The 13,103-nt window shown below is 54.8% G+C and carries 11 protein-coding genes; 8 read left to right on the plus strand and 3 right to left on the minus strand.

What is annotated here, in order from left to right; genetic code table 11:
• Window position 1: 1 nt before the first annotated feature.
• Together DIC75_RS05695 and DIC75_RS05700 are read right to left on the minus strand one after the other, a co-directional pair.
• Window positions 2-1,102 carry an ABC transporter permease gene (locus tag DIC75_RS05695; protein ID WP_250987068.1) on the minus strand — a complete coding sequence of 367 codons (1,101 nt, stop codon included), beginning with the start codon at window positions 1,100-1,102 and terminating at the stop codon, window positions 2-4.
• Between the two features lie 4 nt (window positions 1,103-1,106).
• Window positions 1,107-2,012 (minus strand): ABC transporter ATP-binding protein, encoded by a 906-nt coding sequence (locus DIC75_RS05700; protein WP_250987069.1) that lies wholly within the window; start codon window positions 2,010-2,012, stop codon window positions 1,107-1,109.
• Window positions 2,013-2,413: 401 nt separating this feature from the next.
• On the opposite strand from DIC75_RS05700, the gene DIC75_RS05705 reads away from it, so the two are divergent.
• The 8 genes from DIC75_RS05705 (at window position 2,414) to DIC75_RS05740 (ending at window position 11,253) form a co-directional block, all read left to right on the plus strand.
• Window positions 2,414-3,424 carry a DUF7490 domain-containing protein gene (locus tag DIC75_RS05705; protein ID WP_250987070.1) on the plus strand — a complete coding sequence of 337 codons (1,011 nt, stop codon included), beginning with the start codon at window positions 2,414-2,416 and terminating at the stop codon, window positions 3,422-3,424.
• Between the two features lie 5 nt (window positions 3,425-3,429).
• Window positions 3,430-3,675 carry a DUF5671 domain-containing protein gene (locus tag DIC75_RS05710; protein WP_250987071.1) on the plus strand — a complete coding sequence of 82 codons (246 nt, stop codon included), beginning with the start codon at window positions 3,430-3,432 and terminating at the stop codon, window positions 3,673-3,675.
• Window positions 3,676-4,542: 867 nt separating this feature from the next.
• On the plus strand, window positions 4,543-5,664 hold the full coding sequence (locus DIC75_RS05715; protein WP_250987072.1) for a glycosyltransferase family 2 protein: 1,122 nt from the start codon (window positions 4,543-4,545) through the stop codon (window positions 5,662-5,664).
• A complete protein-coding gene (locus DIC75_RS05720) occupies window positions 5,661-5,903 on the plus strand; it encodes a hypothetical protein (protein ID WP_250987073.1) in 243 nt (80 codons plus the stop codon). Before DIC75_RS05715 ends, DIC75_RS05720 begins: the two co-directional genes overlap by 4 nt.
• Before the next feature lies 1 nt (window position 5,904).
• The gene (locus DIC75_RS05725) at window positions 5,905-6,909 is read left to right on the plus strand and encodes a glycosyltransferase family 2 protein (RefSeq protein WP_250987074.1); all 1,005 of its coding nucleotides are present in this window, start codon (window positions 5,905-5,907) and stop codon (window positions 6,907-6,909) included.
• A 72-nt stretch (window positions 6,910-6,981) separates the two neighbouring features.
• Window positions 6,982-8,151 (plus strand): glycosyltransferase family 4 protein, encoded by a 1,170-nt coding sequence (locus DIC75_RS05730; RefSeq protein WP_250987075.1) that lies wholly within the window; start codon window positions 6,982-6,984, stop codon window positions 8,149-8,151.
• Between the two features lie 95 nt (window positions 8,152-8,246).
• The gene (locus DIC75_RS05735) at window positions 8,247-9,368 is read left to right on the plus strand and encodes a glycosyltransferase family 4 protein (protein WP_250987076.1); all 1,122 of its coding nucleotides are present in this window, start codon (window positions 8,247-8,249) and stop codon (window positions 9,366-9,368) included.
• Window position 9,369: 1 nt separating this feature from the next.
• A complete protein-coding gene (locus tag DIC75_RS05740) occupies window positions 9,370-11,253 on the plus strand; it encodes a hypothetical protein (protein WP_250987077.1) in 1,884 nt (627 codons plus the stop codon).
• Window positions 11,254-11,509: 256 nt separating this feature from the next.
• Here DIC75_RS05740 and DIC75_RS05745 read toward each other — a convergent pair whose 3' ends face one another.
• Window positions 11,510-13,084, minus strand: coding sequence for an oligosaccharide flippase family protein (locus DIC75_RS05745; protein ID WP_250987078.1), 1,575 nt, complete (start codon window positions 13,082-13,084; stop codon window positions 11,510-11,512).
• Window positions 13,085-13,103 lie beyond the last annotated feature (19 nt).

The following is a 13,103-nucleotide window of genomic DNA, read 5'->3' on the forward strand; positions in this document are numbered from 1 at the left end:
CTCACCTGATATCCATCCGCATGAACTTCACGTAGGTCGCTGCGAAGAAGGCCGACGGGAAGACGATGAGCGCGGCGATGTTCATCCAGACCCGGCCGAGAGCTTCGGCAAGGCCGGGCTTCTCCTCCGGCGCCATACCGCCGTAGGGTGCGGGTGCGTCCATCATCGCCATGACCTGCGGTTGCGTCACCGCTATCGCGACGGTGTAGTAGTTCATCTGCGGCGAGAGGAGGTTCGAGATATCGCTGATGAGCCTCCGTTTCTCGATGTAGGTCTTCATATCCTCTTCGTATGCCTTCCACTCCGGGTCTTCGGTCCCGCCGTACACCACGGTCTGCGCAACGGAGGTGGTAGAATACCCGCCGCTGCTCGCGGTGCGCACGATCTCTTTCATGGGGCCCATTTCGGGCGGCTCGGGGGGATCGCCCGCGAAAGCGTCTGCGGCCATCATTCCGAACATCGGGAGGAGCGAGGAGACGGCAAAGAAGATCACCAGGGTGTAGATCAACGCGTTCCCGCTCTCTTTTGAGACCGTCGACATCGTGAGCGCAACGGCGAAGTAAGCGAGCAGGAACCCGAGCGAGACCGCCCCGAAGATCAGGATGGCGGCGAACTCGTCTGCCGTCGGGACGACCGAGAAGAGGAGAAGCATGGCGACGGCGATGGCGAGCGCGAGCGCCATGGCGAACCCGAGCGCGCCGACACCCCCGAGCGCCTTGCCGTTGATGATCTCGTCGCGGTAGAGCGGGTGCGAGAGGAGCGTCTTTAACGAGCGGGTCTCTTTCTCCTTTGAGACCAGGTCGAACCCGATAGCGATGGCAAGGATGCCGCCGAGCATCGTCATGTAACTCATCATGGTTATGAAGACGTACATGATCGAGGGTTTCGAGGGCATCCAGCTTGAATAGGGGTCTTGAAACTCCTCCATATGCTGGAGTTGCTCGGTATACGCCTCCAGGCTCTCATTATACTGTTCGATGCCCTCATAGATGCTGATCGTCGATATCACGAGAAGCAGGCCGAGGATGATGATGAACCGCCTGCTGGTGATGTGGTCGGAGAACTCCTTTCGTGCTACGTTGAGTAATCGATCGAGTGCCATCGTGTCACCTCCGGTAGGCCGCCATGAAGACGTCCTCGATCTCCGGCTCTTCGACCCGCATCTCCCGTACGTGCAGCCCCTGCTCGAAGAGGGTCGCGGCAAGCCGGTCCCGGATATCGGTCTTCGCCCGGACGACCGCCCGGTTCCCGTTCCCTTCGACGGAGATGATCGCCGGGTCCTCGATCGGCGGCAGGCGTTCCCGGGTCTCGACCACGATACGGACGGCGTCGCCGTCGGATGGTGCGAGCGCCCGGGCGACCTCCTCGAGCGTCCCCTGCGCGACAAGTTTTCCGTTTGCGAGCAGCCCGACGGTCCGGCAGACCTCCCGGACCTCGGAGAGGATATGAGAGGAGACAAAGACCGTCTTTCCTTCACCGGCGAGGTGCGTGACGAGTTCCCGGTACTCCCGGACGCCCTCGGGGTCGAGGTTTGCCGTCGGTTCGTCGAGGAAAAGCACCTTTGGATCGTTGATCAGCGCCTGAGCGAGCCCGAGCCGCTGTTTCATCCCGCGGGAGTACTCTCCGGCCTTCTGGGTGACGCCGTCGAGGTGGACGAGTTCGAGCAGTTCGGCTATCCGCTCCCTTCTCTCTTTCACGTCCATCCCGTAGAACCGGGCGAAGTAGTCCAGGTTCTGCTCGCCGGTCATGTTCCCGTAGAACCCGACGTCTTCAGGGAGGTAGCCGATGATCTCCTTCACGTTCAGGGGGTCTCTGGCGACCTCGATCCCGTCGACGAAGCACCGTCCGCCGGTGGGCTCGATCATGCCGGTGAGCATCAGGATCGTCGTGCTCTTCCCCGCTCCGTTCGGGCCGAGGAAGCCGAATATCTCGCCTTCCCCGACCTCGAGGTCCAGGCCGTCGACGGCCGCTTTTCCGTTGTATACTTTCGTGAGGTTCTCTGTCCGTATCATTTCACACCCCGCCCGGGTCGCTCCGGCGGCGTTCTACTGCAGACTTAGATATCCTCTTATTAACGTTTTCTGTGACAAACGTCTACACGTCGAGGGGGAATTATGATTTCTGGAATTGCCAAGCCATGATTCTCCCTAAGGAGCCCGGTGATCCGCCGTATCTACGGCGATTGCCCGCGTACCGCTCCCCGCGCGGCATGAGTCCCGGGACCGGGATACTCTGCAGTGACGCCCCAATGAGGATGCAGCCCTGCTCGCTCATCCATCAGGCAGTCTACGCCAGAGTATGGGCGGGAACGGGAGATAAGGCGATGGTTAACTACGAAAAAAATCGGACCTATAAGAAGGGCCGCAATGCAAAAACCTTTTCTCCCGCCGGCCTGATGGTTCTCCTGATTGGTATGAGAGGGTTATTCGGTGCAGCAGCGGTCACCGTGCTCCTGTCCCTGGTGCTTGCGGCCGGGTGCATGTCGTCCCAGCCCCAGGCGGGGTACGTGACCATCCGGGGCGTGGACATCAGCATCCCGGACGGCCAGCCGCCGTCAAACGTCACCCGGGTCACGGCAGTCCCGTACCTCGACGCGGTCTATGACGACGTCGACGATATCGACCTGCAGGTCAGCGTGAAGGAGGCCGGGACGGATATCGTCGTCGAGGAGACGGTTCTCTCCATCGGCACCCTGGCGTCGGGGAAGACCGAAAAAGAGGAGGTTACGCTCGCGCTCGAGAACGGCAGGCGGTACGACATCTGGGTGACGGTGTGGCAGGACGGGCGCATGCGGGAGTCGGGTTCGGTGAACGTCTTCCTCCCGGACAGGACGACTGCCGGACAGCGGCTGGCCTACTCGCTCCTCTCCGTCTCCGCGATAGACGTCATGACCCCGGACCTCGACGCCGACCCGATCACGCTCGATATTATCACCGCCATCAAAAACGGCGGCGGCGCCTCCTCCGGGGACCTGACGATGGAGATCCGGGTCGTGAACCTCCAGACCGGGATCACGGCCGTCCGCGAATCCCGGCCGCTCGGGGCGGTTCCCGGGAACTCGGCCACGAAGCAGGTAAGCGTCACGGTGCCGAACGGCTACGACTACGAGATCAGCATCCGGCTCATCGAGGGCGGGGCGGCCTTTGCGACCAGCACCGGCCGGATCACCCTGGCCCCGCCGCCGCAGGTGGTCTTCGCCGACGGTACGGTGTTCAGCCCCGCGAGGAGCACGTCGCCGGTCGCTCTCACGTTTCCGACCCCGGTCCCCACCCCGGGAAAGCCGTCCTCCGCAGAGGTCGGGCAGTTCAGGGTCCAGAGCAGCGGTGCGCCGATGCCGACGTATTCTCCGGGGTTCGAGGCCGCGCTCGCCGCCGCCGGGCTCTTCGGCGCCGGAATCGCGGTGCTTGCGGGAAGGAGGAGGTAGGTAGCGTGCCGGAGGAGGGCCTCACCGCGTGGAAAGCCTACCTCTACACCGTCTCGTTCATCGCGCTCATCGTCGCGATAGCCGGAGCGGTGAACCTCATCGCCGTCGCAATCGAGGTCTTCGTCTACCCGCCGCCCCAGCCCTACCCGGCGCCGCAGTATTACCCCGATCTCCCGGGGAGCGTGGCGCAGGTCGTGGTGGGGCTCGTCGTCTGGGGGTATCACTGGATGCGGCTGCAGAAGGAGCACTGAAGGTTGTTTTAGGTCCAGATGTCCTGAGGATCACCCGGAACACTCCTCCTCTCTTTTCGTCGGCGCTGGTGTGCTCGATCTGTGTCGAGGCTCCGATCCCGAGGACAGCGAGCAGGCTGCGGACCCGGCAGGCGACCATGGTGCAGCACTTCGGGAAGGTCGACCGAACCGCCCCTCCTCCGCCATTGCGCCCTGACAGGCCCGGCCGGAAAGAATCTATTACTCCCAAAATGCGATCCCGGGGCATTAGAATCTCTGTTTTCGTGAGGTTTCCTCTGCCTGCTCATCGATTCCCTGAAACGAAACAATTTTTCTTGAATGGGGCAGCATTTTTAAATGTTATTCAAAACGTAACAATTACAGGAAAATATTACTCCGATATGATTTAATACAAGGAGTTTCGGTTCTTTCGAAAAAACCTCCTCTTCCCGGGAATCGACAATGCCTTTCTTACGCGAGGTTACATACCCTTTTGACGAATATCTGCGCTTTCCTCGTTCATTGTCGCATTGACCTCTTGAATCGATCAGTGGAAAATTATATATATTATAACAAACTCAAGTAGCCCCATGCTCAGGTGCCGAACTTCATCCCCCATTTGGCCGCTCCGGTCCGGAGGATGGCCGCCCCCCTCCTTCCGGCGGGCAGTGACGCGGATGGGTGAAGAGCAGCGTATGGATGTGTTTCTGTGAAATCGGAGTGGATACCGTTCTATGCAGAGTGCGTGACCCTCCCGGGGCATGATGCAGTCAATAGCAGCGTCTTGGCCGCCAGCGTGAGTGATAAGCCCTGCTGTTGTGGGATACACCAGAAGCAGGAAACGTTCTCAACCCTGGTTCCCGTGCCCGCACCCCAGGAGGAGCTGCGATGAACGCCTGCGCGACCGGACAGAACGCCAGGCACGGCGGTAACGGGGGAGAAGTAACCCATCTCGTCAAGGATCCGGCAACCTGCAATCCTGAAGAGCGGGCGAGGCAGCAGGTCGGCACCGTGCGGACCCTCGTCGCCATGCCCGCCTACAATGAAGAGGCATACATCGCAAAGACCATTGTCGGTGCGCAGCAGCACGCCGACGCCGTCCTCGTTGTCGACGATGGCTCAAAGGACGACACCGTCCGGATTGCCGAGGCGCTCGGGGCGATCATCGTCCGGCACGAGACCAATAAAGGCTACGGCGGTGCTCTGCAGACCATCTTTGCCACCGCCCGGGAGATGGGTGCGGAGGAGCTCGTCATCATCGACTCCGACGGCCAGCACAACCCCGGGGATATCCCCCTGCTCCTTGCCGAGCTCCGGCGCGGCAAGGATGTCGTCATCGGTTCCCGGTTTATTGACGGCTCGACCGCCGAGATCCCAGCCTACCGCAAGGTCGGGATGAAGGTCCTCGATACCGTGACCACGATAGCGGGAACCAACCTTGCGATCACCGACTCCCAGAGCGGTTTTAGAGCCTACGGGAGAAAGGCGATCGAGGCCATCTGTATCAGCGACGAGGGGATGAGTGCTGGCTCCGAGATCCTGATCCAGGCGAGCGACCTTCAGCTGAAGGTCGCCGAGGTGCCTATCCGGGTGCGCTACGACATCGAGGGAACTTCGAACGAGAACCCGGTTTCCCACGGGATCGGGGTGCTCATGAACATTGTCAGGCTCATCAGTCTCCGCCGGCCCCTCGTTTTCTTCGGCATTCCGGGTCTGTTCTGCACCCTCTTTGGCCTCGGTGCGGAGCTCCATACTTTCTCCGAATACTATCGCACCAGCGAGTTCCACTACATCCTCTTCACCGGCGGCTTCTCCATGCTCATCCTCGGGCTCCTGCTTGTCGCGGTGGGGATGATCCTGTATCCGCTCGTGCAGATCATTCTGCAGGGACAGAGGGGAGGGAGGGAGGCGGTCTCCGCTTCCGGCCCCGCAGTTACCTTCCTGCCCGCAGAGGGGGCCGGGATGGCCGAAGAGAGGACATCCTATCCTCTCGAGAGGGTCCCGGAATGATTGCGATTGTTCTCGGCACCCGGCCGGAGATCGTCAAGATGTCCCCGAACATCCAAGAGTATGAAGCGAGAAATCTCGACTGCTCCATCCTTCATTCCGGGCAGACCGTCAGGATCCTGACCGGCGTCGAGAAGATCCTTGTCCGGGCGGAGCCTGATGTAGACTTGTCCTGGGCGACACCCGGTTCAGCGAAGTCACAGCCTTTCGTACGATCGATTAAAGTGCTAAATCGGGTGTAAAATGAACGAACACTTTATTTCAGTGATTGTGGCGGTAAAAAACGAAGAGGAACATATTGAAAGATGTTTATTGTCTTTAATAAACCAAAACTACCCAAAAGACTCCTACTGCATCGTTGTTGTCGATGGACTGTCCGTAGATCGGACAACAAATATTGTAAACGAGTATCGATCGAGATACAGTAACTTTATTCGTCTGTATCATAACCCAAAGGGGTGGCAGGCAGCAGGCAGGAACCTAGCGATCGAAAATGAGGAACAGAGCGATCTGGTTGCCTATATCGACGGCCACTGTATCGCAGAGAAAAACTGGCTGAAGAATTTGTCTGACGTTCTGCTACACTCGGATGTGGATGTAGCTGGTGTTGGATCGATTATCAAAAGTCCTTCAGACGAATCCGGTTTGGGAAGGGCGATAGATAGAGTATTTTCGACGACTCTTGGTGCGGCGGGAACGTCTTATATCCCCAAAAAAGAATTAACAGTCGTTGATACGGTTCCTTTTGTGCTGTATCGCAAGGAGGCACTCTTTAAGGTCGGTTTATACGACGAAGAGATGAGATACGGCGAGGACTATTCGCTCAATTTCAAGTTGCGGAGAGCAGGCTACCGGTTACTGGTAAATCCAGATGCTAAGGTTTATTATTACAAAAGAAAAAATGTGGCCGAATTCTATAATCAGATGTACAATTATGGAGTTACCAAGGCTATTCTCGGAAAGAAGTACCCGGCCTCGTTAAAGTCAATTCACTATCTACCGAGTTTCTCGTTAGCAGTGCTCTTGTCATTCGGTTTTCTTGGAATTGTTGTTAGTGAGGCATTATATGTCCTTGGATTTATCATTGCTGCATATTTATGCCTCATATGCCTGACTTCCATCTACTTTTCAGTAAAGGAAGGGAACTGGGATTACATCATTTCGATTCCTACTGCGTATCTCGTTGAACATATAGGCTACAGTGTTGGTTTCATAGTTGGATTTAGAAAGCAAGGATGGATACAATGAAGATCTGTTTCTTGACAGTTACCGAATTCCAGAAACCAGCATACATTGTCGCGTTACAGTGAGGGAGCACTTATGAAGGTCTTACTGATGCAACTCAACGGCAAGGGGGGCACACAGTTGTATCTCTCGCAACTGGCGGCTGCCCTTTCCGAGACGGATAATGAAGTTGTTGTTTTAACAAGTCGGTATCTCTATGAGGAGGCACACTATCCGGATAATAATGTCAAACTCATCCTGTTTGATTTTCATCCGACATACGGAAGAGCGTTACTGAGTACTATCAATCCGCTAACCTACTTTAGACTATTAAGAGTAATCGGCTCTGAAAAACCCGATGTTATTCATTTATTGTTTGAAGATGCACTGGCTGCAATAACCCTTTATCTTATCCGGCGTAGGTTTGCCATCATCCTAACCGAGCACGACCCTGCTCCCCATGCAGGCGAACATATTCTGGTAAAATTAAATTGGTCTTTCGCTCGCTCACTCTTGGAACCGATCAGCAGCAGGATAATTGTCCATGGCAAGAATTTGAAGGATGTACTGTTGTCAAGAGGCATTCCCGAGGCAAAAATAGCCGTAATTCCTCACGGCGATTACTCCTACTATACGAAATGGCGTGACGAGAGCATAGAATCTAATGGCGAAACAATACTCTTTTTCGGATCGATAAAAGAGTATAAAGGTTTACGGTACTTGATTAAAGCGGTTCCAGCCGTTTGTTCTCATCATCCGAAGGCGAATGTGATCATTGCGGGAGGAGGGGATTTTTCGAAGTACGAAACTATGGAAGAGTATCGGAAATATAAATCTGTTTTTGAAGTGCACAATGACTACATTCCGGATGAGGACATCGCGCCCCTCTTTCAGAGAGCCACTGTAGTTGTACTTCCCTATATCGATGCTTCACAGTCGGGGATCATCCCTATCGCATACGCGTTTCGAAAACCGGTTATTGTGACCGATGTAGGCAGCATTGCAGAGGTGGTTGAGCAGGGCAAGACAGGGATAATAATACCTCCAAAAGATGAAAAAGCCCTTGCCGATGCAATTATCGCGGTTTTGAACGACAAACAAGCGTGTGATGAGATGGCGCAGAATGCTTACGCATTTATGAAAGAAAACCTCTCCTGGGCGACGATCGCAAAAAGAATGCACGCCGTCTATCACGAGGTGGCTTCTCGTGAAAGAAAACCTTCCGGGGTGCAATTTCAGACAAGTTCCGGCAGCAAGTCTGAGTAAGTGACCGTTTCCAAGTCATCAGGGGTTGCGTGCAATTGAACGACAGATATCCAGTTGCTAAACTATCGATTAGACGGAAGGAAAAGGGTACCCATATGGATAAGCATAATATCGGCGTAGTTACCTTTCCCATGTATAAATCCGGCAACCAGCCTCTCTCAAACCTGATGGATATCATAGTTCTTTGGTCAGAAGAGACCTCTCTGGTTACCGGAAATGATGGATACACTCTCTTCAGGGCAGATTCCCGGTTTAACGTTAGTGGAACCGATCATACACCGGGAAAATTCCTTGTCTCCAGGATTTTCAGGTATCTATGCACCCAGGTCAGGGTCTCCTATCTGGTGCTTCAAAGAACTCCATACGTCGATAAATGGATATTTTTCTTTGGTGGGACCGGCTTACTCCTGCCTCTCCTCATCACAAAGATGTATTGTAAGCGTACTGCGTTGCTCCGTGCCGACGGTGGGGTTAGACTTGCCGAGGCTTCCCAGGATCCCCTCTCCTTCGTCCTAAAGGCAGTCTTCCGCCTGACCCATACTCTGTCAGATAAGGTTATTCTTTATTCTCCGGGTCTTATCAACGAATGGGACCTCGAGAATTATCGCCACAAAGTCCTCATTGCGCACGAGCATTTCCTGAATTTCGACGCCTTCAACGTCATCACCCCTCTGTCCAACCGGCCCCCCCTCATCGGCTATATCGGCCGGTTGAGCAGGGAGAAAGGCGTCGGGGATTTTGCCCGGGCACTTCCTGCTATCCTCGGCGACCGGCAGGATCTCCGCGTGCTCATCGGTGGTGACGGGGAGTTAAAAGAGATGATTGAGGCCACCCTGCAGGAAGAGGGAGTCGCCGCCCGCGCCAATCTCCCGGGCTGGATATCTCACGAAGACCTCCCCAACTATCTGAATCAGCTGCGCCTCCTCGTTCTCCCTTCTTACACTGAAGGGCTCCCGAACATCATGCTCGAGGCGATGGCCTGCGGGACCCCGGTGCTCGCGACGCCGGTCGGGGCGATACCGGACATTATCGTAGATGGGATAACTGGATTTATTATGGAGAATAACGCCCCGGAGTGCATTGCAGAGAACGTGATGCGGGCGCTGAACTCTCCGGAGCTGGAGCAGATCGCGGAGAATGGGAGGCGGTTCGTGGGGGAGAATTTCTCTTTTGAATCCACAGCTGCCCGGTGGAAAGCAGTGCTCGAAGAGATCTAATATGGGGTTTAAAAACTCGTTTCTCCTGCGGGACCCGGATAAGACGCTCGCCATTGCAGGAGTTATTCTCTCATTGATCCTGATTGCCTACCTCTGCAGGGAGTTCGGCCGGGTGGTTTATCTGCTTACCGGGGTTCTGGCCCTCGTCTCTTGCCTCTTATGGTTGGCGATCCGGAAAAGCCATACCTTCGAGTTTCATATCCCGGAGTCCCGAACCCTGACCATTTTATGTGCGACCTGTTTTTTCGGGCTCTACACCCTGAGCGTTCTCTCGGTCCATTTCCGACCGGAACTCTATGAGCGTCCCCTCATTTACCTTATCCTGACAGCGCTCATGGCGGGCATAACTGCCTGTGAGATCTTCACCTCAGGCAGGCAACATGCCGGCCTCATCCTCATCCAGATCCTGCTGCTGGGCGTGAGCATCGCGTGGTCTCAACTGCTGATCTTCCCAAGTCTCCTCGGAGTGGATCCCTGGTATCACTCTGCTTTCACCGGCCGGATTGTCAATGAAGGCTTTATCTCTGAGGGTTATGAATACTCGAAACTACCGTTTTTCCATCTCATCATAGCTGCGACCTCGCTCATTGCCGGCCTTCCCTACAAGTTTGCAGCGATGGTATCGGTGAGTCTCGGGCAGATCGGCTGCAACGCTGTGTTTGTATTCCTTATTGCCAATTATTTATTCAAGAGTCACCGGATAGGATTGCTCGCTGCTCTCATGGTGATGATCGCAAACCATCACATCTTCATGTCCTACTGGTCCATCCCAAACGCTTTCGCCGCCGTATTTATCCCGGTTGCCCTTTATCTGCTTCTGCCCAGATTTAAAGAGGGATCTCGCTTGGCATCCGCCATACTCTGTACGATGGCGTTAGCACCTATCATTCTGACACACACCATTACGGCTATATGCATGGCCATACTTCTTTTCGTCACCTGGGGTGCGCTAGTCTTTTATCGGTCCTTTTATGGGAAGGCAGAGAATTACGTTCCGCTATCGGTCCCGATAATCTTTACAACAGCGATGCTTGCCTGGTGGACATATGCCTCGGACTGCATAGGAACATTAATTGACCTTATCAAATCAGGATTCAGCATAGATTTTTTTGTGAAGACTCCCGAAGAACTTCGGAGTTATGCAGCAGTTGTCCCGCTTGGAGAGCAGCTGTTCGAAAACCTCGGGATGTTCCTGTTTTTTGCCGTCTCGTTCATCGGTATCTTCTACATGATCTCACGAAAGAGGAGTAACTCAACATTTGCTATGGCATGGGTAGGAATGACCCCCCTTGCAATCGGGTTCTTCTCACTCATCTCCGGGCACACTGTGATTGAACATCGGTGGTGGTACTTTGCTCAGATTCTCCTGAGTATCCCGCTGGCGGTCGCGATTTGCCTGGTGGGGACATGGAAATTTAAAAAGCCTCTTTACACCTACGGCTTTGTTTTCAGTTCTATTGTGGTCTTGAGCATCTTGCTGATCATGAGCACGCCGGCGAACATTGACAACCACATTCTTTCTCCCACCATCGGCTCCACTTTTGCCTATACCCAGTCGGAGATAGCAGCCAGTGAATTTTTCGCTGTAAACGCAGTAAATGGGCTTTCCTCGGATTTCTATTATTGTACGAATCCAAGCAGCAGTATATATATCCATGCTTACTCAATTGATCCGGAACGGTTACTCACTCTGGACGATTCACTGGTTTCCGGTAAATTCGATCATGACGGATCGATAAAGATTTTACGATCCAAATGGCGTCGTGAGACTCTTAAGAGAGGGGAAGTTGCACTTTACATACATCTCGGCATAAACGCTTACATATCGAACTCAGGCTTTAGCAAGATATATGATAGCCCTGCTATGACTGGCTATACCGGATAAGTGGCCTGAAGTCCGATCTACGGCTGGAAGGTCTTATCAGCCTCATCCCAAAAGAGTCTGAAGTTCGAGGATAAATCTGCACTCGGACAGCCTAATCTGCCCTTTCACCGATTTATTCCGGATATCGATCCATCACTCATCTAAAAAATCCCCGCTCTCACCCTTCGGGGAAGAATCGGGAGGAGTATACCCGGTCATATGAATTTTAGGAGGACCGTTAATTCAATCTGCATTTCATAAATGGTCCGAATATAGGTTACCGGATCCTCGTTATCAGGCCAAATAGTCCTATGGATTGTTTCCATCCTTGCGGCAAATATGATTCAAACAATTGTTTTTCAAAAGGAGTAAGGCCAAAACCCAGTAATATGACCCCATATAAAAGCATAATCCCAGTTCCTGCGACCGCCAGCATAATAGGCGAGTACAGGGAAGTTGTGGCAGCAATGCCTGCCGCCGCTCCCCCTATGAGCATCACTGCAAGGGCTCCGGGGACTACGGATCTGATATACGTAGTCATTCGAACATTTAGTACTCTGCCTGCATACCAGGGAACAAAGAGTATATGCCGGAAGGTGAGGATGAGCACCCCCGCCACAGCGACGCCGTAATACCCCCATCCGGTCACGAGAGGTACTGCTATCGCCAGTATCAGGTTTGCGGTTCCAAGCAGTATCGTCATGACGCCCGGAATCCTGACTCTGTTGTAAGCGACGTTGACCGAAAATAACGGTTGAACACTCATGTTTACTGCAAGATGGGCGGTGAGGAGCACCATCAGGGGTGCAAGATTCGCATGCTCGGCCCCGACCCAGAGGGTGAGCAATTGGGGGGCGAAGCCACAGATCAGGCCTGTCGGGAGGGCCAGAGCAAGCCCCATCAGTTTGACGGCGCTTCGGGTGATCTTAATCAGGGCCTCAGTTTGTTTCAGGGCATAATAGGCCAGTATCGTTGGTGTGAGAACGCTGGCAAGTATCCCTACAATCGCCTGCAAAAGGATGACCCATTGCAGAGCGATGGCGTATTCACCCGCCATAAGAGCCCCGAAGAGCAGGTTCACGACGATGAGGTCTACCTGGGAGAGGAGCAGATAACCAGTCTGATCTACGACCACCCACCCCCCCATCCCGCTGATCTCCTTCAACTTTGTGCGGTCAAAAGCGCTGATCGAGATCCGGAGGTACGGGCAGACCCGTCGGGCAAGAACGATCGAGACCACAGAAGCCACGACCGCCCCGGCCAGGTACGCTCCGCCAATGAGGGACAGGTCCGGGCCGAAGAGGGTGAAGAGGAGGACGATCAGCCCGACCTGGACGGTGAGGTTTGTGAGGTTGACGAGGTTCTGGAGGTCGAGGCGGTTGTAGGCAAAGAGTTGGACCGTAAAGTTCCCACTCCAGAACCGGATCAGCAGGGCGGCAGAGACCCCAAGGAAGAGGAGGACCGCACCGGCCTCCTGCCCGGCCGGAACGTTGAAGATCGACGGGGCAAAGTACGCGACCGCGAGGACGACCGGGACCATCAGTAGAAGAACCGCGGAAAGTCCAAAGAGAGCAGTGTTGAAGGTCCGGTTCGCTGCGGTATAGTCCTCTCTCTGGAGGTCGACGGTAAGAAACCTGGTGACGGCGGTGTTGAGCGACTGGACGACGATCGCCACGTACCCGGTGATCGAAGTCGCGAGGGGAATGAGCCCGTAGGCCGCGACCCCGAGTGTGTCGATGAAGTACGGGACCAGGAGGACGCCGATGACGATGTTGACCAGGAAGTAGGCAATGTTCGCCGCGAGGTTGCGGGGGAACTGAGCGGCAAAACGCTGGTTGGTTTCGGTCTGCATGGTCTGTCCCCGGGTTGAA

The organism is Methanoculleus oceani (genome assembly GCF_023702065.1).
Taxonomy (GTDB): domain Archaea; phylum Halobacteriota; class Methanomicrobia; order Methanomicrobiales; family Methanoculleaceae; genus Methanoculleus; species Methanoculleus oceani.